Consider the following 24247-nt stretch of genomic DNA (forward strand, 5'->3'; position numbering starts at 1 on the left):
ATGATTAGTTACTCAAATATTTTTTAGCCAACTGCTCAATCACGATAAATGTCTGCACACTTTTTCGCATCAGTTCGGTTGAACCGAAATTCATTATAATATGCAGGTCATGCTCCTGGTCGTAATACATATGCGTTCCAACCACTCCAGTGTGGCCTTTTGGCCGCGGAAGACCGCGCAACAAAAAGAAGAAACCTTCGAACCGCATCTCGGTCATGCCGAGGCCATAATACATACCAGCGCGAAATTTGCTTTTAGCGTCCGCCATCTGCTGGATGTAGTTTTTGCTGACTAATTTTTCTTGCCAAAATGCTTGCTGAAACTTTACTAAATCGCGCACGGTAGAGACGATACCGCCACCTGCCCAGTCGCCGGTTAAAATGTTAGTACCAGTGACATTCATGCCGTTAATATACATGGGCGCGATGTCGCGGACCGGATTAGAAGGCTGTCCGTAGAATAATAAGTAGCTGTCATCCATTTTGAGTGGCTTAAAGATAAATTCTTCCAGCACCACATCAAGCGTTTTTTGCGTTATTTTTTCAATAATGAGGCCCAGCAGGAGATACCCCGTGTCAGAGTAATTAAAGGTGGTTCCGGGCGCGCCAACTGCCGATTGGTTTTGGCGGGTGAAATCGATTAGCGACGTTGGTGTCCACTTTTTATCAGGATTATTCATTATAATCTCTTGGAACGAAGGGCCAGTTTTGGCACTATTTTCAAAATAGTCAGCGGCACCAGAAGTATGGCCAAGAAGCTGCCGGATGGTAACTTGGTCCTGATAATTAACCCCTTCAAACACGAATAGGCCGCTTAGTACATCTTTTGTGAGATATTTATTGATCGTGTCGTCGATGCTAAGCAGTTTTTTGTCCTGCAGCATACCAATGACAGTTGCGGTAAACATTTTGCCGATACTTGCAATATGGTAAGGTCGATCGTCGCCGACATTCGAATAATTACTATCCAGAGCGTTTTTTGGAGAATAGAGTAGCACCTGAAGTGGCGCGCCTTCGGGCAGCTTACTTGCTATTTTATCTAATCGTTTGTGTATTGCCGCGGTAAACTGTGAGTTTTTATCCATATGCTAATAGTACCAGATAAAGCTCCTCTAAGACCAGGGTATAGTCTTTTGAAAGAAAGATATTTATCAAATACGGCAGTGCTCATCAATAACATACTCAAAAATATCATCAAGATCCTGGTGGTTGTTGTGATAATCAGCCAGTTGCGCGAGCGGTATGAGTGTTCGCTCGGTGGTTTCAAAATCAGGGGTAAAAGGCAGCATGGCATCAATATCGGCGATATACAAAAGTTGGTAGGCGAGTGGCGGATATTTTTGATTCAGTGGTGAGTCAAACTTTTTCTTCGCTACCCACTGCCCAATCAGTTTTAGGCTACGAAGTGCAACAGCGGCCTCTTCAAGCGCTTCGCGGCGAACGCAGGCCTCTGCCGTTTCGTCACCTTCGCGATGCCCGCCTGGTAATCCCCAGCCACGCTGGGATTTAGCAATGATAACTTCTTGATTCTGGTTTAGGGCAAAAACAAAAGCAGCACTTATAAGCTCTTGCGGCGGGGAAGTAGCGACAACTTCGAACCTGACGGCGGTTGATTGATCGGCCCCCCAGTAGGTGGTTTTAAATTCTCGCATTACTCATCCTCTCCGCCACTAGCTGATTATTGGTAACAGTAAATACTATACCCTTCAGTGTATCTTCTTGCCGTCTTTTACCAAAATCATCGCCCCGCAGGTATTATAGCGGGGCGACACAACTCCTAGTGCCAGAAACTGGTTCAAGACTTCTGGCGAGAAGGTAGGCTGGATTCTGGCTCGTCATCGACAAGGCGGCGAAGTGCTTCGAGTCGTTCGTCCCAACGACGTTCCAGTTCGGCTATAAAAGCCTTGGCTTGGTCGAGCGTGGCCGGTTCCAGTTGAATATCCACGTCTCGGCCCCGAGGCTTCAAACTAATGATCTTGGCATCAGCAAGAATCTGAAGATGCTTCCGGGCACCTTGGCGGCTAATCGGCAAGTCCTGCGAAATAGTGGTGATGGTATGGCGCACCCCAGATGCCAGACGCTGCACCATTTCCAGGCGCGTTGGGTCACCCAGGGCGCGAAATAGCTCTGCCGGAGCCACTATTCTTCGCTGATTACTTTCTCGAGCCGGCTCATCATATGATCCCAGCCGTTAGAGTTATCGCTGAAGCTGGCTTTGGCTATGTCGGCCGGGAGCGCCGCAAAGCCTGATTCTTTGAGTGTTACTTTGGTGCCGTTTTCTTGCTCTTCAATAAAGAATTCCACCAATGTGTTTGGTGCCTGTAAAATATCCTCCACCATGCCGCCACCTCCGGGCACCCAGCGGTAGGCAAAATAATCGTGCGGTTTCGCAGCTTCAATATAAAGTTGCGTTTTATATTCGCCAAAGTGAAAAGTTGGCTTTTGACCTACTTCGAGGGTTCCTTCTACTTTATCGGGAAACCAAGCCGTGATCTGTTCAGGATCAGTTATAGCACTATACACCCGTTCTTTTGGTGCTTTAAGGGTGATTTCTCGAGTAATAACATCTTGCATCGATGACTCCTTGTTTTCTTTCCGTAGTATTCTACTTGCTTCTTTAGTATAAGCAATTATCGCTAGTATATGGTATTTCTTTAAAAAAAGCAACTAAATGGTTGCATATTATTACACAATGTTGTATGCTGACGATTATGAAAAGTTCAAACAATACCACCACGAAGCAAGGCCCCACGCCGCGTTTCACCAATCAGCAGCGCATGATTCTGCTTCTTCTACTAGGAGCTGGTTTTATGCTGTCGGTTGATTTTTCAATATTAAATGTTGCACTGCCTCAAGTAGGAGCGGGGGTGGGCATGGAACTGGCTCAGCTGCCGTGGGTTGTCTCTGCCTTTGCTTTACCGGCAGCTGGCTTTACGCTGCTCTTTGGTAGGCTGGCTGATTTGCTGGGGCGCCGCAAATTATTCCTAGCAGCGATGGCCCTGCTGATTGTCGCCTCACTGCTTGGCGGCTTTGCAACTAACCCCGAAATGCTGCTGGCTGCCCGAGTCCTCCAAGGCTTGGCTACCGCTATGGCTATTCCGGCCTCGATGTCACTGTTAACTACCACTTTTCCAGAAGGGCCGCTCCGCGCCCGAGCGCTTGGCTTTAATGGAGCGCTGCTTTCGGGTGGGTTTACGGTTGGCGCACTGGTTGGCGGCACGCTGGTGAGCCTGTTGAGCTGGCAGGCCGCCTTCTTTATAAACATACCGATCGCGCTCATTATTTTGTGCTTCACACCGTTTTTACTCAACGAAAGTAAGCACCCGCATCATGTGAAGCTCGATGTGCCGGGCGCCATAACAGTAACGGGCGGTTTGTTAGCCTTAGTGTATGCGATTATTGAAAAGCAGCTTCTGATTGGCGCCGTTGGCGTACTGCTGCTGGTTGCGTTTTGGCTGATTGAGCTCCGCTCGGCCGCACCGCTCGCTTCGGTACGAATTTTAAAGCGTCCAACCGTCAAATGGGGTAATTTTGCCGGGCTGATTATCTTTGTTATGGAACCGGCTATGATTTTCTTGGTGACACTTTACTTACAAAATATTTTGCACATGTCGCCGCTGGCTACCGGCTTGATCTTTGGTATCCCGGGCCTTGCCTCGGTGGTAGCGGGTGTGATTGCTGGCCGTTTCATTAGCCGCTTCGGTAGCCGCAAGGTTTTGACGATTGGGCTGGTCGTGCAGGCGCTTGCAACTCTGCCCTTAGTCCTGCTCGGTGCCGATGCAGCGCTCGCACTCGCAATTTTAATTCCAGCGTTGTTCATCGGCTTCTTTGGCCACGTTAGCGCTATTGTTGCCTTCACGGTTACCGCAACTGCTGAACTGCCAAACGAAGAACAAGGTTTAGCCACCGGCTTGGTGTCGATGACCCAGCAAGTCGCCCTCACGATTGGCGTTCCGCTGCTAGGTGCAGTCGCCGCCACCCAAAGCGTAGAACTCGCCGGCGTTCACTTAGCTCTGGCGGTAAACGTTGCGGTCACGCTGGTTGGCACCGCCCTTATTTGGTATGGCTTACGGCAGCGAGCTTAGGCCGCCCGACGAAATAGGTCAATCCTTTTACTCTATCCATCGCCACCTGTTGAAAATAAATCTCAAGTAGCTGAAGGTCATCGCTACTTACAGCGATGACCTTTTTATGGTCTTCGACATCTTCAAGGAGTGGAGTGATTACTACGAACAAACCTTGTGGATGTAGCATTTGCTTCAGCTTCTCAAGAAACGCTGGCTTGTCCTTAATAAATGCATAGACTAATTTGCACGTTACCAGCCCGAAAGGGGCTAGAGCTGCGAGCTGTTGTTTTAAATCATCCCGCTCAAGATCCGCCTGAAGGTAAGTTAGGCGTTGACTCGAAACATTGGTGAGCCTCGCAGCGCGCTGCACGGCTTCCTCAGAGGCATCAACACCAATCAAACTATAGCCACGATGATACAGCTCACGGGTAAGCTGTCCCGTACCACAGCCAAGGTCAAGGCCGGTTTTTGGCGCATCGGGTAGCTCGTATTTCAAGAAGCTATCTATCTCCTGGGAAGAAATGAGCTGAAAGTCTCGCTCTTGCTTGTATACCTGGCTCCAATGCTGATTTGTTGATGAGTGCATAATACGTCCGAATAGTTAATAAGTTCATCTTTCGTTAATTCCCGTGCTTACATTTCTCCGATCAAGCCGACGTGGAGTTGCTTTTTTTCTTTCAAGAATCGAGAGCAAGGAAGCTCCTTGTGCACTTATCTGTGCCAAGTATTTAATCATGGATGCCTGAGAGTGCCAAATCTTCCACGGCTTGATCCAGCTAGTCACCAGGCCCACACAACTGCTATGATAAGTAAAATGTTCCGACAAATACAATTTAAAAGTCTCATCTATATCCAGCAATTTCTTGGCGACTGTATGCCAATCTACCCACTTTACGCGCTGATGTTTGCCCAGCAGGGTGGCTTGGATAATACGGCGATTAGCTATTTGTTTATTATTTGGGTACTCATCGCCATGGTCGCCGAGGTACCAACTGGTATTATAGCCGACAGAATGTCACGCAAACAGGCGCTTATGTATAGCTATTTGCTGCAGGCGGCGGCTTTTCTTGTGTGGCTTGCCGTGCCTTCGTTTGGTGGGTATGCAGCCGGATTTGTGCTGTGGGGGATTGGGTATGCGTTTTCTTCTGGCACATTTCAGGCGTATTTATACGAAGAATTAAAGGCGCAAGGCGACAAAATCTTATTTAATAAAGTGTTTGCCCGCAGTCAAAGCTTGAAACTAGCCGGAATGATGCTGGCTTACGCGACTGCGCCACTGCTAGGAGCCACTAATTATACTCTTTTACTTTGGCTCAGCGCTGGAATTTCTTTCATTACTCTCGGTGTAACCTTTCTTTTGCCCTACAAGAGCAAACGGGTCAAGCATGCATCGCAGCCAGTGGAGCCGTTTTTTCAAACACTCAGTCAGGCCACTAAAGACATTAAGCATAACAAGCAGGCGCTCATTTATGTTATTGCGCTCGGTATTCTTACCGGCATCATTGGCACGATGGAAGAATATACGCCGCTTTTTTATAGCAATATCGGCGTTCCAATTGACGCTATCCCGTTATGGCTGGCGGCCGGCTTGGTATTATCGAGCTTGGTGGGCTGGTTTGCTCATCGACTTTCAGGGCTTCGTTTTGTAACCGTTGCATTGTTTGTGGTTGGTGCCAGTGCCGTGCTATTCGCCGGAACCACTTATCAGCTAATTGGGCCAGTTGCCATGCTGATTTTTATGAGAATCATCATGCTGGCTCAAACACTCTTTGGCGCATCGATGCAGCATGTTATTCAGGATAACCGCCGGGCGACTATTGGATCTTTGGCCTCTTTTAGTGGTCAGGTAGTATCATTAGGCATCTTTGGTGTTGCGATCATCTTATTTAACAACTTCAGCCAAACGACAACTTACCAAATTTTAGCCGTCGGTTTTGTTGCCCTAGGATTGCTACTGGTAGTCATGGGCGGCACGAGGCATTTGCGAGTCACTCCGCCTCGAGACGGCGAAGCTCTGCCGCTACCCGGACCTCAACTGAAGCCATAGCGGCGTGAGCTTGGTTTCAGTAGATGCCCTTGGCACTGCATGATGCTATACGTGACACGCACTTAGAGGTATTTGCCAGTGACGGATTGGCTGCTGCGTTTCATTTCTTCGGGTGTGCCTTCAAATACAATCTTCCCGCCATCGTGACCAGCGCCCGGGCCCATATCGATTACCCAGTCGGCCTGTGCTACGACATCGAGGTTGTGTTCGATCACAATAACTGTGCTGCCATTATCAACCAAACGGTTCATGATGCCGATCACCCGCTTAACATCCGACATATGTAGCCCGGTCGTTGGTTCGTCCAGAATATATATATTGCCGCGGTTTTTTAAATGTAGCGCCAGCTTGATACGTTGCCGTTCACCACCAGATAACGTATCGAGCGGCTGGCCCAATTTTAGATAGCCGATGCCCACTTCTTGCATCTGGGCCAGCACTTGGTGAATATCGGGTTCGCTAAAGAATACCGCCGCCTCGTCAACACTCAGCTGCAAAATGTCATAAATGTTTTTGCCTCGAAGCGAGTAGCTAAGGGTGCGGTCGGTAAATCGCTTACCTTTACAGAGCTCACAAACGGTGACGATCGGATCCATAAAGGCTAGGTCGGTAGAGGTTACACCTAAGCCTTTGCATTCTGGGCAGGCGCCTTCAGAATTAAAACTAAACAACGATGACTCAACCTGATTTGCCGCTGCCAGTAACCCACGAATGGAGTCAAGAATGCCCACAAATGAAGCCGGGGTTGAACGTTTTGAGGCATGAATGGCGCTTTGATCAATAGTGATAGCCTCTGGGTGCTGCGCCGCCAACACCCCGTGTATCAGCGAGCTTTTACCCGAACCGGCCACCCCAGTCACCACTGTTAGCACCTGCTTTGGTATTTCCACGCTCACGTTCTGTAGGTTGTGCAGATTAGCATTTTTGATAGATAAAAAGCCGTTTGGTTTTCTGGGGGTTTGCTTAATCGCCAACTGGCGCCGCAAAAACCGAGCCGTGAGTGTTTCCGATGCCTGAAAGTCGTGTAGGCTACCTTCAAACACAACTTCGCCACCGTGCGTGCCAGCGCCTGGCCCCATATCGACAATGTGATCGGCAATGTTGATTACGTCCGGATCGTGTTCAACGACCAGTACAGTATTGCCTTTATCGCGCAGCTGGCGAAGCAGAGCATTGAGCTTGTGTACATTACTTGGGTGCAAACCAATACTCGGTTCATCAAAAATATACGTCAGGTCGCTCAAGCTGCTGCCCAGATGTTTGACCATTTTAATGCGCTGCGACTCACCACCCGAAAGCGTGCCGGTGTGGCGGTCTAGGCTTAAGTAACCTAGGCCAATTTCAATTAGATTTTCCAGCCGTTCGCTTATCTCCTGAATGACGGTTCGGGCTTTGGCGTCGGTTACACCTGCTAAAAAGGCCTGTAAATCTGTTATTTGCATAGCCGCGCAGTCGGCGATATTTTTGCCATTTATTTTACAGCTTAAAACCTCAGGCTTCAGCCGGGCACCATGACACACCGGGCAAACACCTTTTACCACCACCTGCTTGATGGCGGCGTGCGTTTTGAGCTCGCGGCTGTCTTTTGAGAAAAAGTCTTCTTTAAATCGGACCAAAATGCCTCGGTAGCGGTGCGTCGAAGGATACTCGGGGTGTGGATTGGTAATCTTGACATCGGTTTTATTAAGCAGCGTATCCCACTCGTCTTCAGTGTAGTCGCCTAGTTTTTTATCGTTATCAAATAGACCAGAATGCACATAGCGCTTCCAGCGGTAGCCACCCGGCTGGAAAGTAGGGAACTGGATCGCCCCTTCGTTTAACGATTTCGATTTGTCGATTAAACGATCAACATCAACCGTTTGCTCCGTTCCCAAACCCTGGCAATGCGCGCACATGCCTTCTGGGTCGTTAAACGAGAAAACATTTGAATACCCAACAAACGGCTGGCCAACACGCGAGAACAGCAGGCGTAAGAAAGTATAAATATCTGTTACCGTGCCAACAGTTGAACGAGCATTATTGCCAATCCGTTTTTGGTCAACCACCATCGCCACCGATAAGTTTTCAAGCAAATCAGCATCAGGCTGGCCATAGTGTGCCAAGCGATGACGAATAAAGCTCGAGTAGGTTTCGTTGAGTTGACGCTGCGATTCGGCAGCGATAGTATCAAACACCAACGACGATTTTCCCGAACCCGAAACGCCCGTAAATACCGTTATTTGATGTTTTGGTATTTCGAGCGAGACGTTTTTTAGGTTATTCTCGCGGGCGCCGACAATGCGGATGGTATTTTTACGGATATTCTTCATAATCTATACGCCTCCTTGTTGGAATTGTCATTAGGAAAATCATAGCATAGATCATAATGTAAATTAATATTGACAGTATACTGTCAATTAGTTATTATTGTTCTATGACCCCAGACTCACAACCCAAATCAGTGCACCTTATCGAACAATTCGCCCTCACCGTCTTTACGGCGAACGACTTACTCATGCAAAATGGCGATCGACTTACAAAAGACTTGGGGCAGAGCAGTGCTCGATGGCAGGTGCTGGGCCGCGTGTATCATCAGCCGCAAACAGTCGCCGGCATCGCCCGAACCATGGGTCACGCTCGACAAAGCGTGCAGCGAATCGCCGATGCGCTCGCTGCGGATGGACTGGTGATTTTTAAAGACAACCCGGCTGATCGTCGCACGAAACTGCTCCAGGTTACGCCTGAAGGCGAGCGCATTTTGCAGCAAATCGCGCTGCGTAATGCAGCGTGGGCCGAAGCAGTCATTACTAAACTCGACCTGCGTCAACTCGAAGAGGTAGTCACCGGGCTCACCTCGATTGCCGAAGTCATGGCCGCAAATTTGTATATTTCTACGATGAGTGATCAATTAAAGAACAAGGAGGAGCGTCATGCTCGATAAAACATTTACCGCCACCATTGAAGGCGGAGGCAGTAAAGGCGCCTGGAGCTACGTTGCCTGGCCAGAAGCCAAGAACTTTTTTGGCACCGGAAAGTCGGTGAAAGTAGTTGCCCAGATCGAAGGCCATGAATTTCAAGCAACATTCATGCCGCTCGGCGGTGGCGTTGCCATGCTGCCACTACGCGCGCCCATTATGGAGGCAGCCGGTAAACAACTGGGCGATACTGTTACTGTCCGTTTAAAGCAACGTTTGTAAAGGAAGCATATGGACATTAAAACATTATTTACTACCACCAACACCATCCTGACCGAGCGCATGATCCACATCAAGCCCGAGCACTTTTCATTACTGGCACCGCTACACATCCGCTATAGCGATCAGCTGACGCTGCGTGACGCCATAAACATTCAGGCCCACGAGAACGCTAGCGTGCCGCGCGTGCTGGCAGGCGAAAAGAACATTTCAGCTAATTACGAGCTAAAAGAAGACTTACTGCCAGACGACTTTGTTGCAGCATTTCAACAGCTGACCGAAGTTGCTAATACAGCCGTGCAGAAGCACGACGACCTCGAACAATTAGTTCATTTGTCTTACGGCGATTTTCCAGCGAAAGACTACCTGCGCGACATTATCATTGAACGCAGTCTTACGGCCTACGATGTCGCCCAAACAATTGGCCTCGAGGCTGCCTTGCCAGCAGAGGTGGTGCAGCAGCTCTGGGATATTCTCTTACCGATTGCGGATTTATTACACTCGATGCAGGTGCTACCCACGGCAATTACAGTTTCCGGCAACGCGCCACTTGAACACAAATTACTGGCATCAGCTGGGCGCGACCCGTCGGCGTATCTTTCTTAGCTCCGTCTTGTGCTTGACTGTTATAGCTCCAGAAGTCGGGTCACCGTGTTCCAGCCACGAATAGTCATCGATTGGTACACCGGCGTGGAGGCAATTTTGTTAATGCGGCTTTGGGTTAGTTTGGCCAGCAGCTGCTGCGTGTAGATTGCTTGACCACCTGACCAGATTTGGTCGATATCCTCCCGCAATTCAAAAGCCTCCATGGCACTATCGACCGAAACGCCCATCAAGAAAAACACGTAGTAGCGATATTTGTCGGGGGCGATACCAAAGTCTTTTGGCGCTTGCGCAATAATTTGGCTTAGCTGGTCTTTGGTTAAAATCAGCACCTTAATCAACGAGCTATCAAGCGCAAATTTAGTGGGTAACATCGCTTCGATCTCTTTGGTAAGCTGGTCGGGTTGTTTATCAGAAGTAAAAACGACGTTACCGCTGGCAATCAAAGTCTTAACATTTTGATACCCAAGCTCTTCAAGATATTGCCTGAGCGCCGCCATAGGCACTTTGTTTTTACCACCAACGTTTATGCCACGCAGCAATGCAATGTAGGAAGTGGCGCGCATTTCTTCTCCTCGATGTTTATCTAGAATTACTTTCATTCATCGTAGCATACCAAAGTTCACTCTTACTCGTCTTCGGCCAAATGAATAATCGCGAGGGTCGTTTTCTTGATAGCCACGGTGGTGTGCCCCTTGCTACCCATATCTTCACCTAGTATCATCTCGCCCGGCTTAAACAGTCTCGTTTCGCCATCGGTGGTAGCTTCTTCAAGCTCGCCCTCGACAACAATCCCTAAAATACGGCTCGGCGCAGGATGAAAATCGCCCGACCAGCCTTCAGGCAGCACCAAAAACCGTATGCCGGTTGCCGCTAGCACTTCGGTGCTGCGTAACACGGGAGCAGGCGGCGCAAAGTTAAGTTGAGATGTATCAAGGGTTATATCTTTAAAGCTAGTGTTTCCTTCTGTATCCGCAATAATTTTAGCAATCGAGCGGGGTTTAAGCATGCGCGTCCTCCGTTAAAATTTTGTTATTGCTATTCCTAGAATCTAGCATAGCACTCTGCCATTGGCTTTTTGACTAACTGTTCAGCAAAAAACTTATAGTTAAAAGGTAGTTAAGATCTCCCGCATATACTCTCTTAGGGCATAAACAAAAAGGGTAGGGCACACAGATGACAAATGCAGATTATATTTTACATGTACTTAAATACTTAGAAGTCGGATATTTATTTGGCGTCCAGGGCGGCGCCATAGGGCCGCTGTATGATGCGCTTGAAAAAGCCGAGCGCACGGGTGGCCCTTTTAATATCACTTGTCGCCACGAGGGCGATGCGGCCTTTATGGCGGATGGCTATGCAAAAACAAGCGGGCACCTTGGTGTGTGTGTCGGCACTTCGGGGCCAGGCGCCACGAATATGGTGACTGGCTTGGCATCGGCCATGCTCGAAAGCACGCCACTATTAGCCATCACCGCTCAAACCCCGCTTCATAAATTTGGCAGACGGGCCATGCAAGATAGTTCAGATACCGGCATCGACACCGTGGCTATCCTCAAAGCCTGCACCAAATACAGCACGTTGGTATCGCACGAAGATCAACTAATTCCAAAACTCATTACCGCAATAAAGGCAGCCCTCGCGCCAACACCAGGCCCAGTGCACCTAAGCATTCCCACAAATATTTTAGAGGCGCCGGCAAAAGAGATGGCCCTCCCAGCAAAAGATATTTTCACCAGTCGCTCGTCCCTGATTGACGAGCAAGCCATCGCCGAGCTCGCCAGCTTGCTCGCACATCGCAATAACATCTGTTTTGTGATTGGTGAAAACAGCGACAACACCACCGACGAGATTATCAGCCTAAGTGAAAAACTCAATGCCACTATGGTTGCCACGCCGGGCGGCCTGCGCTGGGCACCTGTCCAGCATCCGCGATTTGCCGGCGTTTTTGGTTTTGCAGAACATAGCTCGGCAGTGCAAGCACTCGTTGAAGCCGAAGTCATTGTCAGTATCGGGGCAACATTTTCTGAATGGAACACTGGCAACTGGGACGCAAAACTACTCAACAATAAACTAGTAACGATTGACACTACCCCAGCCTACACCGACCTCGCGAGCATGGCAAACCTGCAGCTATACGGTTCTTTACCGGCCACTCTGCGGCGGCTAAAAACGATTGTCGCTAGCAAAGAAGCTGCCGAACCTCGTTATCCATTACTTCGGTCGCCTTACACCTTACATGATAGCCGAGTAAGCCCGCAGTTGCTGGTTGAGACCACCACCAAAGACTTGCCGCGCGAAGCAACCCTAACGGTTGATGTTGGCAATATTTGGTCGTGGGTTACTCACTACACCCAACAAAATCTACTACCGGGCAATTTTTTGATTAACACTGGCTATGGCACTATGGGCTACGCCCCTGCAGCCATTGGTGCGGCATTCGCTAAGCGCACACCGGCACTGTGCCTGATTGGCGACGGAGCATTTTTGATGGCCGGCCAGGAGCTGTCGGTGGCGAAACAGTACGGCCTGCCGGTTATTTACGTGGTCTTTAATGATAGTTCGTTTGGTATGGTCCGGCACCTACGGATGATCCAGGGCGTAAAACCGATGGGCGACGAGCTATCACCGGTAGATTTTACTAAAATGGCCGAAGCCATGGGCATTGAAGGCTTGCGAATTTCTTCAAACGAAGAACTGCGGGCGCTTGACTTCAAAAAACTCTACCGCCGCAAAGAACCATTACTAATAGATGCGCTGGTCGACGTTGATGCTGTACCGCTCATTGGCGCTCGGGTCAGCGCCATTGGCGGCGCCACCACTAAGCCGGGCAAGAAAATAGCCCAGGAAAAAGGTGTGTAATGGCGACACTAAAAGATACGAGCACCGATATGATTGATTACAATCACTATTTTTCAAAGAGAGTTTCGTCTTTAAAACCTGGGCCAATTGCACGTGCCTTGAACTTACTCAGCCATGGCCAAGATATTATTTCTTTTGCCGCCGGCTCCCCAGATAGCACCCTGCTTCCAACGGAAGTGCTGGGCGAGCTGACCAACAACATCGTGCAAAAGTACGGCAAAGAAATACTGCAGTATGGCCACATGCAGGGCTTCTTGCCACTGCGCCAAACATTCGCCAAGCAGCTCAGCGACCAGGGGGTAGCCTGCCGCGCGGAGGATATCAATCTAACGACTGGCGCTTCAGGGGCGATCAATAGTTTGTGCGTGGCTTTTTTAAATAAAGGCGACACCGTACTGGTAGAGACGCCTTCTTATACCTTAGCCATCGAAGCCTTCCGTACCTTTGATGCGACAGTCACCCCGATTGCCTGCGACGACGAAGGCATGATACCGAGCGATCTTGAAACGGCGTTAAAAAAGGGAGGCGTTAAATTTATTTACGTCTTACCAAACTTTCAGAACCCTACAGGCAGAACTATTTCGCTCGCGCGGCGAAAGTCGATTGCAGCTTTGGCACAAAAATACGACGCGCTTATTATTGAAGACGACATTTACGGCAGCCTGCGCTACAGCGGACAGCCTTTGCCGCCAATCCATTCGTTTGCGCCACACCGCACCTTGTTAATTGGGTCCGTGTCAAAAATGTTCGCCCCGGCAATGCGCATTGGGGTCATGGTGCTGCCACCGGTCGTTATGGAAAAAATTGTCTGCCTCAAGCCCAGCCTCGATCTTCAAGGATCGGTCTACACTCAGGCGCTGACCGATGAATTCTTTCGCACCGGTCAGGCTGCAAACTATCTGGCACGAGTACATAGCCACTATTCCAAAAAACTGTCACTCATGCTCGAGGCCCTGCAAACCCACATGCCCGAAGGTTTTCACTGGAATAAGCCCGAGGGCGGCATGTTTATTTGGGTTAACGGCCCAGATGGGCTTGACGCTGAGCGGCTACTCGAAAAAGCTATCGCCGCCGGCGTGGCCTTCATTCCGGGCGCGACTTTCTTTATTGAACCCGAGAATCATCGGCACCATTTTCGATTAAATTTTGCCACGCCATCAGCAGAACAGATCACGCGTGGCGTCGCGATTCTGGCAGAAGTGTGCAGGCAATCACTCGGTCAAATTAAAGAGCCGAGTTTACCAAATCCACTACACACCATCACTACAATTTAGCTTCATGATCTAGTAATGAGCATGGTTAGATGCTACTTTCAGCCTAAAACAACAAGATACATAAAGTTTAAAAACCATCCTTTTTCCTTTATACTAATTACCGTCCTACTTACTGCTTCTAGGAGACTCCCGTGCGTGTTGAATTGCATCGTGCCGAAATTGGCCATCGCACATCGATGACCGGTTCATTCATGGCTCTACTTGGAAAGAAGGGCCGCCCAGAAGATCCGGACACTTTTGAAGAAGTGGTTGAACTGCTTAGCCGGCTAACCGTTAAGGCAATAGCCCCTTGGGAATGGGTGTATCTAATTGATGCAGATGGCGTAAGGGCAGTATTGCGAAACGGTGCTAAAGGCATCAGGTTGAGTGCGCTGCGAAGCGGCGAAAGCTCACTGCACATTAAAGGGCAAACGAGCCAGCCTGGCAGGGTTGATACTGTCCAATTTAATGCATCGCCCAACTCTCTTGAACGCCAGCGCGTAACTAGCTACCTGAAAGAGAATCCGCAGACAAGCTTCTTGGCGAAGCTGTTGAATTGGCGAAACCAACCAATCATCGCCAAGACCTGGGTGCGTGCTGAGGGGCCCGCTGGGTTTCGCGTCTTGAGCCGTGGCACAACCACGGCCTCGACGTACACTTGTCAGCATCCGCACATTGTAGAGGGATAAGCTTGACGACTGGTGGGCCTTATAGCTCGCCAGTCTTTTATTTGTATTTAGAATTAGTTCAGTAGTTTTAACGCTATCGAAACAATTATATGATGCTTTAAGACAGGCCGAGACGATAGGGAAGCCTATGCGTCTCAGCCTGTATTCTAGGTGACCCTAGTGAGTTCCGCCACCTAGAATTTGGCGCTCTTCACCCGTATCACAGATGCTTAAGGATATTCCTGGAGTCAATTTGAACGGTGAACTTTTCGATCTTGCCATCAGCAAATGTCACCGTATCGGTCTGAGGAATTACAATTTTCGCTCCATTGGGTTCAAACGTAGTTCTACCGTCACGACTCTTGAGGTTCCTGGTGAAGGTTACCGTCATCTGATAGATTGCCTGCAAAACATTACCATCCTGCAGGATGGTAGGCACAGTTACATTCTGAGCAAAGTCCGGAAACGCCTCGTGCAAACGCTTAACTTCAACAATAAACTGTTGAAAGTTAAATCGTTGCATGGGCAGGCTGGATTGGTCGGGCTTAATCTCCGCAAGGAATCGCGGACTCACCTGCCTCTTCGCCTGCGGTTCATTTAGAGGCGCCACCAAGGCGGCAATGAAAGCCATGTATACTGCTCGCTGCGACTCGCTCATGAACGCTCCGTAGTAGCTAAGGTCTAAGAGCGCCGATTGCGCCCAATCAAATATTTTAAAACATCCCAACATTTATTTCAAGATGCACGGTATCGCAGCAGCCAAACGCCCATCAACCGTAAAATAGCGTCGTTTTTTTACAAAACTAACAAGCACCACAATGGTTAAATAGAACAGTAATAACCTAAACAAAGGAAAAGTTATGGAAATGAAATTAGAACTCGTGCCGGTGCCCGTATCAGATGTCGATACGGCAATTGACTTCTACGTGAATAAAGTTGGCTTTAACCTTGATCACGACCACCAGGTAAAAGACGGCTTGCGCTTTGTGCAGCTCACCCCTCCGGGCTCGGCTTGTTCGATTGTTATCGGCGATGGCGTTACCGAAATGAAGCCAGGCAGCCAGCAGGGCCTGCAAATGGTTGTAAAAAGTGCCGCCGATTGCCAAAAGCAGCTGCGCGACCGAGGCGTAGAGGCCAGCGATTTACAAGAATTTCCATGGGGTACTTTTACTTTCTTTTCAGACCCAGATGGCAATAGCTGGGCGCTACAAGAGATGCCTCAGTATTCTTAATTAAAAGCACCAAAAAGAAGAGCCTGCTAAAGTTGGCTCTTCTTTTTATAGTTATGAAATCGACTTTGGCAAAATATGCTGTTGCACGTAGGCTTCGAGCTGTTGCTCGTTCTGGACCTTAAAGTAGCGAAAAACCGTCTCACGCTCTAGCTCTTCAGAAGCCAGCCAGTCAAGTTCAAAGACAATGCTTACGGCTGCTTTCTCAAAGTCGTCCAAGTTTTCTAACAAACTGGCAATTTTCTCCCGCAAATAGTCACTTGCTGCTTCTCGGTGAGGCGAAGTTGGAGAGCTGATCGTCTCGTGCTTCGAGCGCTCACCAGGCGATGTTTGATCGAGTTGCACCACTTTATTAGAGCTCAAAAATCGCCTGAGCACCAAAAGCCGTTGTGTCATTTTTCCAATATTAGGATGGAAAGCCTCTTCAATCATTTTTGTATCGATATAATCGTCAAACTCGTATTTTCGGTACAGCCTTACCACTCGTCGTACGGCATCAAGTGGTTCGGTTGAATGAGTAAAAACAATTTTCTGCAATAACTCATTGCTAAGCAGAGTGGCGTCTCCGTACTGCTTAACATATGCCAAGCGTTTTTCATACTGCTCTAACCAGTCCATATCTTTCACCGCCGCTTGCGCTCTTTCGTCAATTATAAATTCGTTTATGTCCGGGTGGGGATATTGAGCAAAATAGTTATGTATGAGCTGTCTCCTTTTGCAAAACCGCTCTACTGCCTCTATTTCTTTGCCGAAGCCCGCTTTATCGATTATGCTTCGCAATCGCTGAGGAGATATGTCCTGTTGATACTGTGTAATTAGTTGCGTACGCATGCGAATTCTTTGTTGTAGTAACTGTTCTAGTTTCTCTTTATTTGTCCCGTGTTTAACACAGACACTCCGAATTTTATGTTCGCTCAGTTTACTGCCGTAAATTTTTACAAACTCCTCGGCCATACTAACAACTTTATTTATCCCTTCAGCATCTAGTCCGCGTTTTGCGAGCGCTTTGCGCGCACTCGGCGAGAATTGAGAAAGACTATCTGCCTTTTGCACGGTTTCATTCGTACGTTCCAATTTTCTTATATACCCAATAGAATTGAACGGGCTCCCTAAAAAAGCCTGCCTGACATCATCACGAGTAATAAATGGGTTCTGCTCTACATAGCTTCGAATAGAATGATACGTTTCCGGGCTGTAATAAAGTGCAATTTTTGCGGCATGTCTTTCAGCCATATCGCCCTGCATATGAATGTCGCGGCAACTCTCTATGAACAGATCAGCGATTTGAGAAGCAACTTCAGCCTCTAATAATACCCCTCGACGTTCGAGTAGGGTTGCCGCCGATAGGTATAGTGTATTTGCATAATTAGTAATATCCTCTCTAAACGCGGTAGCAATATATTCGACAAAGGCTTGTTTACCTGGGTGTGCTTTCAGCATCTTTTTTGCACCCTGAATCGATTGCGTGAATAGCTCTCGTCTTAATACCCTCAAAAGAAGTTGGGGGTCTGTGCGAATATCAAGAGTAGCACTATCATCTTTTTTAATAGCTGGATCTAAGTGGGGGATTAAGGTAGTAAATACTTTCTTGCGAAGATCTTGCTCGTGCAATGCCTTTTTTAGATGGTCCCGTTCATCTGCTTCAAAGTACTGTAACAAGTCAAATTCATTAATAATTGCCGCTTTCTCGGCTTCGGTATACATTGAAAAGCGACTACTAAAACCTATTTTCTTGCTTCCGGACTTTACTTGAATGATCCTTGCATATATTAGCTCTTCCATTTTAGCTATGGCTATCTTATTGTCAAAGAGCATTATCAGCTGATCCATGCTTCTCAATCCAGCCTGCTGAGCAAACAATGCGCTCCTTATCTGTTTGTTTTTCTCATGATCCTGCGTTTGGATCTTTACAACACGTCGCCATGGTGCAGCAAGGGAGTCTTTCGCCGCTTTTATTAAAGCTTTTTGATTTACATGCCATTTTTCACCCATTGATTGGTAGTCGTCGTAAAATGCAGCGCTATGAAAGGCTACCCACAAAGCAGGGTCGGGATACCCTTTGGCGGCAACTTCAGCAGCCTCCTTAGCAAAAGCATGAACAAATGGAATAAATTGTTGCGCTTCAAAGCCTTGGAATCTTTTCGCTAACGGCTCCAACTGGCCATCATCGGTACGATTTACTGCCATAAACAGTACGTGGCGTCCAATTTCTTTCGCCAGCTCGGTTCGATTTTTTGAATCATTTTCAAGAAGATTTGGGTCAGCGCTAAGCATCGTCTCCATAGCCCACTCTGTAATATCTAAAGTGGGATGTTGCAGACGCATGAAAGCCGAGCGACTCCGGGTTTGCTCGCCGGCCCGAAACGATTGTTGCACGCTGCGAAGCAATCGCACAGGATCGTCAGGACGACGCGATCGATTAAAACGCAGCGTTATTTCGCCAAAGGTTTCAATGGCAGAAAGATCGACCTGCTGCGCTTCGGACTTCACAATTTCTCCTCCCACCATCGGGTCCACCTCGCCACGCTTCCATAAAATCGCCCCTATCGCTTCCCGCTGCGATTCGCAGTAGGGGAGCTGCAAACATGAGGCGCAGGCGCGGCGGGCGAGTTCGGCGGTGGTGGAGCTCTTAAAAAGCGGTGCGTCTTTTTCAACGCAGTTACCGGTAGGGATGAAGTCGCGCGTTTCTGGGTGCATATCAGTCATCCAACGCGTCAATACCAGCTTGCTGTAAGAGTGCCCGAGCTTTTTCAAGGGCGCTGTTCATTACTGCATAGACCGCACCAACCGACGCGCCCGTTAGCTCAGCGATTTTTAAAATTGACACCGATCGATAACCATTTGGCATATCGGCTTCTGAAAATGGGTATTCATATGTACTGTGAGCATTAAAAGTTGCGCCCGCTAAGGCCGGGGCGTATGACCCGAAATGAAGACTCAAGACAACTTTTTCCCGGTCGTTCAGAGCATCGCTCGCCATAACCTCTTCCACTCGCGAGCGTAGTTCGAGCAACTCAAGCTCTTGATCGATAGTTTTTTCTAATAAGGCTGCGTCCCGCTTGGTACTTAATTGTTTGTCGGCCTTTTCTACTTCCTGCGCCGGAATGCCGAGCATATCCGCTAGTTCATAGCTTTTCGGCTCTTCGCCGCAGCGCTGAATATATACCTCACGCGCCACGGAAATTCGTTCCTTTAATTTATGCATCCGGACAGAAGCAGGCAGCATAGCATTCGAAACTTCATAAAAGGCGCCGCTGGTGAATTCTCCTTGTTGAGCTGTATACTCGCCAATGAAGCGTAGCAGCGCTATCGAGCCCTGCTGCACTAACCGGTCGCGCGGATTGAGTTGGTGGCCGTAGCGCCTTGCTAAGCTATCTATCAAGTAAAAGTGCTGGAAGTACAGGCTTTGCTGCGCAATCACGGCATTGATAATCTCACTTTCTAGCGCTTCGGGTGACGCATCGCTAAAAGCAATGGCCTGCAGGGCGCTTTCAATCGCTTCAGCGTATTGTTGGCAGTCTTTTGGATCAGGTGTTATCCAGTCGGATCGCGTTTGGGCGGTATGGTGCTCTCTGTACAGCTGCAAGATAGCTCGTCGAGCCTGCCTATGCTCGGCGTATTCTTGCACAAGCTGCGATAATATATAGAGCCGCTGCCGTGGTGAGAGCTGGCTGTCAGCTTCGTTTTGGAGGGTGTGTTCAGCGCGAATCCGCTGGCGTAAAATAGTCACGACATCGGCGCTGGCTTGGTTTCGTTGGTCTATAAGCTCTAGCCCTGGAAACAGTTGGTAAGTTGCCTCCGGAGCCATACCATCCACAATGACAAGCGGCTGATTCTTCACTTCAAACAGTTTAGCGGCTAGTCTTCCAAGTTGCCGAGTAAAGTCGGGGAGTGGTTCTGTGGCTTGGCTGAATTCGTGAAGTTCGGCATGGGTATATGGTTGGTGGCGATGCTGTAAGAGAGCCTCAAAAGCGCCCGTCTCAGTGCGTATATCGATTGTTGTTCCGGCAATGGTAATGCGACCAGAAGCTTCAATAAAAGCGCTTGTGGTGCGTTCGGTAGTATCTGCTAGCGGCACGGTGTCACGCTGAAAATTTGTCGAAGCTTCAAATTTTTCCATAGTTACAAAGAGTCCCTTATTACAAACCTCTTTATCTATAGTAAAAATACGCTGGTTTTGCAAGGATAAGCGACTTGACTTGACTTTTATAACATTTCATTGTATTATCGATTTATTGGCCGCGAGATACCCTCGGGTCACCCACCACCCCTTCTTTTTTGGGAAGGTCAGTGTGATCACTTACGTCAACGCGCGCTACAACGGCAGTCCCGAGCCGAACGTCACTCAGCACAAAAAGTCGACTCACGCTGCCTACACCTCCCTGGTCCGTTTTGAGATCGGTTACGGAGGAGTCATCGTCGACCTTAGCCCAACCAAGGTCGTGTGCAAGACCCCAGTTCTGGGCTCCGTGGATGTCGTTACCTTCACGGGCAGCGAGAAGGACATGCGACCACTGGTGCTGGCGGCAGGCTACAGCCTCCAGCTCCGCGCCGCTCACAAGGACGAGCTCATCGACGGCACCATGCGCTCGTTGTCGAGCCTAACGGGCGGCAAGCCCAAAACGTTCGAGGTCGCGCACTTCGGCCCCCTGCTGATGGGGCAGAGCATCGCCAAGGCTGCCTGCCTGCTCGGCATCGAGGTCGAACCCACCGAGGGGTTGTTGAACCGCAGCTTCGACGACTTGATGGCGGCCGCCGAACTCCACCTGGAGACCGGCGAGCCGTTCCTCAGCATCCTCTGATCCTCCAAGAAGATAGAAAGGGTGAATGCCCTCCGATCACTCGATCGGAGGGCGTCACATTTTATTCTGGTTTACGCCGGTAGGCCCATCGCAGCATACCCGCAGCTGCAACTATTAATACGGCACTCAGGCCAAACACCCACTGCAGTGAATGCATGTAGGCAGTTTGTGTTGTGGTGACTATTATATGCCCAACACCAGGTGCGAAGTTTTGCGCGGCCTGAAGCGCCGCACCAAGGCTGTCACCAATACCCTGCGGAAGGTGGGCTCCCTGAAGATAGCTCGTATAAATAAACGCCGCTAAACTCCCAAACACCGCAATACCCAGTGCACCACCAAGCTCGGCGGCGGTCTCGCTGACGCCAGAGGCCATGCCCGCCCGATGTGGCGGGACGCTATCAATAATACTGTCGGTGATTAAGCCCATAACCGGCGCAAAACCAATTGCCACCATACTTAAACTCATTGCATAAAGTGGTAGTGGCGTATCTGCCTGTAGCAGCGCCAATATACCCAAACCTACGCCCGCGAGCAGTAGCCCACCAAGCAGCAGCCTCTTTAAGCCCAGTTTTTGCACCATTCGTGAAGTGGCCATAGAACTTACAATAAAAGCCACCGCCCACGGCAACGTCCATAAACCAGCCTCCAATGAGCTCATGCCGCGAACCAACTGTAAGTACTGGCTAATGAAATAGAAAACTGCAAACATGACAAAGAATACCGACAAGTACACCAGCAACAGTGAGCTAAAGGTGCGCGAGCGGAATAACTGCAGATCAACAAATGGTTGCGCGAGCATTTTTTGGCGACGTACGAACCAATAGCCAAAAGCCAGCCCAGCGGCAATCATAGCAGCCGATACGACATCAAAACCGTGCGAAGCAGTGTGTTTTATGCCGTAGATAATCGGTAGAATTGTAAGCAGTGTCAGTGCGGCACTCCCAACATCTAAGCGTCCGGCTGATTCGTTCTTGTATTCCGGTAACAGCTTTGGCCCAATAAGCAACAAGAACAGCATTACTGGAATTGCTATCAAGAACACCGAACCCCACCAATAATGCATGAGCAGTGCGCCCCCCACCAAAGGGCCAATTGCCGAACCCACCGAAAAGCTGGTCATCCAAACGCTAATCGCAATTGTTCTTTCTTTGGCGTCTTGGAACATGTTACTGAGCAGCGATAATGTTGATGGCGCAAGTGTTGCGGCCGCTAAACCAAGCACCGCCCGAGAAATGATAAGCTGCGTGGCGGTTTGCGAAAAAGCCGCTAACAGCGATGCCACGCCAAACAGAAACGCGCCAATCAATAAAAGCTTTCGGCGGCCAATTTTGTCTCCTAAAATGCCCATGACAATTAGTGCACCGGCCAAAACAAAGCCATAAATATCCATAATCCATAGCAGCTCACTCTGCGAAGGTTGTAGGTCACGAATCAAGTGCGGCACGGCCAGTTGCAAGACCGTAAAGTCCATGGCATATAAAATACACGGCAAAGCCAACACCGCGAGGCCCAACCACTCTTTTTTCGTTGCTTTAGGCGCTGCAATAGGGACTTTTTTCATGGTTACCTTTCCTTTCATTCTTGTAAAATATAGCAAAAACACACATTTTTTCAAGTACCTACTTAAAAGTAAGTATAGTCGAAACAAAATTATCACGGCTAAACATGGTCGTCCATCGCGGTTCTTGTTTTAAAATAAGTATTTATGGAGCACACTACACCTCACGAACCGCACGAACACAAAACCGAAGCCCAGCTTTCTCACATCCTCGATAAGCTTCACCGCCACGAGCACGACCACAATCCCTTAACCCGAGCAGTTGAAGGTACTGGAGATGCTCATGAGCTCCCTAATCAATTGAATTATCACTATCCCTTCCCGCTAGACGCCGAAAAGCAAGCGGCACTACAAGATGGTTACGTCGAAGCGCTCACGCTGCTAAAAGCAACACAAGGCGTGCCTACTGAAGAAACCGCTTTACTTAAAGAACGACTAGAACGCAATACACAGATACGCCTTGACCTGCTGCGCTATAATACCGACAATTTCCGTCCGCTTGACCACACCGACGAATCAACACCGTTTTTGACATTCACCGATATAACTGGCGCTGGCTATTTTCGCTATGAGACGCCTGAAGACTTCGAAAAGGGCATGCTGCGCGCAGCTGGGTGGGCTCATTGGGTGGACGCAGCCATTAGCACAATGGAAGAAGGCGCACAAAAAGGGGAGACCACCCCAAGTGCAGTGGCTATAGCCACCCACGACCACTTAGCCATGATCAAGAATGGTATGTTTGAAGGCTTCCTTGCGCCGTTACAACAAGCCGAGGCAATTCCCACCTCGCTGCAAAAACAATACGAACAAGCTATGCGTAACGCCGCCCAAAATTACGAAAAACTCTCACAATACGTCTCCGAACGCTACATTCCCGCTGCTCGAAGCGACGAACGGCCTGGCCTTAAGTATCTCGACACTGGCCTCGAACAATATCAGCGCATTTTACGCTACTGGACAAGCGAACAACTTCATCCTGAGACGCTGTTTCGTTACGCCCAAGAACAATACCAGAAGCATGAAGCTGAGCTAACCGCACTTTCAGCTGAGCTAGGATTTAGAGGCGCGGCGGCGCTGATAGCCGCCATTCAAAAGAATCATCAGTTTCACTCGTTTTCATCGGCAGCCGAAATGCACGGCGCATACACCACCATTACCGATATCGCCATGGAGCAACTGCCGCGACTTTTCAAAACCTTGCCACAACAATATCCTGAAATTCGTTTAACAAAAGCTTTGCCCGGGGCGAATATAGCGAAATACGTTATGCCGAGCCGAGACGGCCAACGCGCTGGTGGTATTCATGTTGCCGTTGATGACCCGACAACCTATCCAGCTGCCCGAATTCTTGGCCTGGCGCTGCACGAAGGCGTACCCGGACATCACTTACAACTGTCGTTGCAATCCGAAAATAGTAAGCATCCTTATCTGCAAGCATCAGTCCGGCATCCAGCCTACCGTGAATCCTGGGCGCAGTACGCCGAATCACTAGTACACGAATTAGGCATTCCGGTGCACCCGTACGAACACGCCGCCATGATAGCAACGAAACTGTTAATTGCTCGCGGCGTCATGCTTGACGTTGGGCTGCATTATTATGGCTGGAGCATTGCCGAAGCCAAGCAGAAAAAACTGGCGATGCACGGCAACGATGACCGCCAAACTCACTACGAAATTTTGCGCTACTTAGCCTGGCCCGGGCAAATTTCTGCCTATTTATTTGACGGGGTGTTCCGAGAGCTCCGACATCACGCCGAAACAGAGCTCGGCAGCCAATTTGATGTGCGGGAGTTTCACGATGCCGTGTTGCAGCACGGCGAAATGCCGCTTGATTTACTGCCCGCACACCTTCACGCCTGGACAAACAAGCAAAAAACACATTAGCCGTAAGCATTGAACTCGTTTGTACAATCGCCCACACACCACCTATAATTAAAGCTGGTACCAGCGAAAAGGGCAGGGCAGTTTTTCGCTAAAGCCCAGGCG

Annotated in this window: 23 protein-coding genes; 11 read left to right on the forward strand and 12 right to left on the reverse strand. The window is 49.1% G+C overall.

Features of this window, described 5'->3' with window-relative positions:
- Positions 1–4 precede the first annotated feature (4 nt).
- The 4 genes from VD907_03550 to VD907_03565 all read right to left on the reverse strand — a co-directional run bounded on the left by VD907_03550 (position 5) and on the right by VD907_03565 (position 2573).
- A complete protein-coding gene (locus VD907_03550; protein HYG83927.1) occupies positions 5–1084 on the reverse strand; it encodes a serine hydrolase domain-containing protein in 1080 nt (359 codons plus the stop codon).
- 66 nt (positions 1085–1150) lie between these two features.
- Entirely contained in the window at positions 1151–1651 is a 501-nt protein-coding gene (locus VD907_03555; GenBank protein HYG83928.1) for an NUDIX domain-containing protein, read from the reverse strand.
- Positions 1652–1794: 143 nt separating this feature from the next.
- The gene (locus tag VD907_03560; protein ID HYG83929.1) at positions 1795–2139 is read right to left on the reverse strand and encodes a helix-turn-helix domain-containing protein; all 345 of its coding nucleotides are present in this window, start codon (positions 2137–2139) and stop codon (positions 1795–1797) included.
- A complete protein-coding gene (locus VD907_03565; protein HYG83930.1) occupies positions 2139–2573 on the reverse strand; it encodes an SRPBCC family protein in 435 nt (144 codons plus the stop codon). Before VD907_03565 ends, VD907_03560 begins: the two co-directional genes overlap by 1 nt.
- 137 nt (positions 2574–2710) lie before the next feature.
- On the opposite strand from VD907_03565, the gene VD907_03570 reads away from it, so the two are divergent.
- The gene (locus VD907_03570) at positions 2711–4084 is read left to right on the forward strand and encodes an MFS transporter (GenBank protein HYG83931.1); all 1374 of its coding nucleotides are present in this window, start codon (positions 2711–2713) and stop codon (positions 4082–4084) included.
- Here VD907_03570 and VD907_03575 read toward each other — a convergent pair.
- A complete protein-coding gene (locus VD907_03575) occupies positions 4053–4652 on the reverse strand; it encodes a class I SAM-dependent methyltransferase (protein HYG83932.1) in 600 nt (199 codons plus the stop codon). The two genes, VD907_03570 and VD907_03575, sit on opposite strands and share 32 nt — an antisense overlap.
- Positions 4653–4880: 228 nt before the next feature.
- Between VD907_03575 and VD907_03580 the strand changes: the two genes are divergently transcribed.
- Positions 4881–6113, forward strand: coding sequence for an MFS transporter (locus VD907_03580; GenBank protein HYG83933.1), 1233 nt, complete (start codon positions 4881–4883; stop codon positions 6111–6113).
- A 62-nt stretch (positions 6114–6175) separates the two neighbouring features.
- Here the strand turns inward: VD907_03580 and VD907_03585 are convergent, their stop codons facing one another.
- Positions 6176–8422 carry an excinuclease ABC subunit UvrA gene (locus VD907_03585; protein HYG83934.1) on the reverse strand — a complete coding sequence of 749 codons (2247 nt, stop codon included), beginning with the start codon at positions 8420–8422 and terminating at the stop codon, positions 6176–6178.
- A gap of 104 nt (positions 8423–8526) precedes the next feature.
- On the opposite strand from VD907_03585, the gene VD907_03590 reads away from it, so the two are divergent.
- The 3 genes from VD907_03590 to VD907_03600 are packed head-to-tail and all read left to right on the forward strand — an operon-like array spanning position 8527 to position 9892.
- Positions 8527–9033: a MarR family transcriptional regulator gene (locus tag VD907_03590; protein HYG83935.1), complete on the forward strand. Its 507-nt coding sequence runs from the start codon at positions 8527–8529 to the stop codon at positions 9031–9033.
- Positions 9023–9289 (forward strand): DUF1905 domain-containing protein, encoded by a 267-nt coding sequence (locus VD907_03595; GenBank protein ID HYG83936.1) that lies wholly within the window; start codon positions 9023–9025, stop codon positions 9287–9289. Before VD907_03590 ends, VD907_03595 begins: the two co-directional genes overlap by 11 nt.
- 9 nt (positions 9290–9298) lie before the next feature.
- Entirely contained in the window at positions 9299–9892 is a 594-nt protein-coding gene (locus tag VD907_03600; GenBank protein ID HYG83937.1) for a hypothetical protein, read from the forward strand.
- 20 nt (positions 9893–9912) lie between these two features.
- Here the strand turns inward: VD907_03600 and VD907_03605 are convergent, their stop codons facing one another.
- Both VD907_03605 and VD907_03610 read right to left on the reverse strand, forming a co-directional pair.
- Positions 9913–10491: a DUF1697 domain-containing protein gene (locus VD907_03605; GenBank protein HYG83938.1), complete on the reverse strand. Its 579-nt coding sequence runs from the start codon at positions 10489–10491 to the stop codon at positions 9913–9915.
- A gap of 26 nt (positions 10492–10517) precedes the next feature.
- Positions 10518–10898, reverse strand: coding sequence for a hypothetical protein (locus VD907_03610; protein HYG83939.1), 381 nt, complete (start codon positions 10896–10898; stop codon positions 10518–10520).
- A gap of 167 nt (positions 10899–11065) precedes the next feature.
- Here VD907_03610 and VD907_03615 point away from each other — a divergent pair, with 167 nt between their 5' ends.
- The 3 genes from VD907_03615 (at position 11066) to VD907_03625 (ending at position 14693) form a co-directional block, all read left to right on the forward strand.
- Positions 11066–12751: a thiamine pyrophosphate-binding protein gene (locus VD907_03615; protein ID HYG83940.1), complete on the forward strand. Its 1686-nt coding sequence runs from the start codon at positions 11066–11068 to the stop codon at positions 12749–12751.
- Positions 12751–14025, forward strand: coding sequence for a PLP-dependent aminotransferase family protein (locus tag VD907_03620; GenBank protein ID HYG83941.1), 1275 nt, complete (start codon positions 12751–12753; stop codon positions 14023–14025). Before VD907_03615 ends, VD907_03620 begins: the two co-directional genes overlap by 1 nt.
- A 131-nt stretch (positions 14026–14156) precedes the next feature.
- A complete protein-coding gene (locus VD907_03625) occupies positions 14157–14693 on the forward strand; it encodes a hypothetical protein (GenBank protein ID HYG83942.1) in 537 nt (178 codons plus the stop codon).
- 199 nt (positions 14694–14892) lie between these two features.
- On the opposite strand, the gene VD907_03630 is transcribed toward VD907_03625, so the two are convergent.
- Positions 14893–15330, reverse strand: a complete 438-nt coding sequence (locus tag VD907_03630) for a nuclear transport factor 2 family protein (GenBank protein HYG83943.1) — start codon at positions 15328–15330, stop codon at positions 14893–14895.
- Positions 15331–15532: 202 nt separating this feature from the next.
- Between VD907_03630 and VD907_03635 the strand changes: the two genes are divergently transcribed.
- Complete coding sequence (locus VD907_03635) at positions 15533–15904, forward strand: VOC family protein (protein HYG83944.1); 372 nt, start codon at positions 15533–15535, stop codon at positions 15902–15904.
- A gap of 51 nt (positions 15905–15955) precedes the next feature.
- Here VD907_03635 and VD907_03640 read toward each other — a convergent pair whose 3' ends face one another.
- Both VD907_03640 and VD907_03645 read right to left on the reverse strand, forming a co-directional pair.
- Positions 15956–18391: a hypothetical protein gene (locus VD907_03640; GenBank protein ID HYG83945.1), complete on the reverse strand. Its 2436-nt coding sequence runs from the start codon at positions 18389–18391 to the stop codon at positions 15956–15958.
- A gap of 208 nt (positions 18392–18599) precedes the next feature.
- On the reverse strand, positions 18600–20021 hold the full coding sequence (locus tag VD907_03645) for a hypothetical protein (GenBank protein ID HYG83946.1): 1422 nt from the start codon (positions 20019–20021) through the stop codon (positions 18600–18602).
- 172 nt (positions 20022–20193) lie between these two features.
- On the opposite strand from VD907_03645, the gene VD907_03650 reads away from it, so the two are divergent.
- Positions 20194–20703, forward strand: coding sequence for a hypothetical protein (locus VD907_03650; protein HYG83947.1), 510 nt, complete (start codon positions 20194–20196; stop codon positions 20701–20703).
- 61 nt (positions 20704–20764) lie between these two features.
- Here VD907_03650 and VD907_03655 read toward each other — a convergent pair whose 3' ends face one another.
- The gene (locus tag VD907_03655) at positions 20765–22264 is read right to left on the reverse strand and encodes an MFS transporter (GenBank protein HYG83948.1); all 1500 of its coding nucleotides are present in this window, start codon (positions 22262–22264) and stop codon (positions 20765–20767) included.
- A 144-nt stretch (positions 22265–22408) separates the two neighbouring features.
- On the opposite strand from VD907_03655, the gene VD907_03660 reads away from it, so the two are divergent.
- Entirely contained in the window at positions 22409–24145 is a 1737-nt protein-coding gene (locus tag VD907_03660) for a DUF885 domain-containing protein (protein HYG83949.1), read from the forward strand.
- Positions 24146–24247: the final 102 nt, after the last annotated feature.

It is taken from the genome of Verrucomicrobiia bacterium (assembly GCA_035629335.1).
Lineage (GTDB): Bacteria > Patescibacteriota > Saccharimonadia > Saccharimonadales > Saccharimonadaceae > DASUUR01.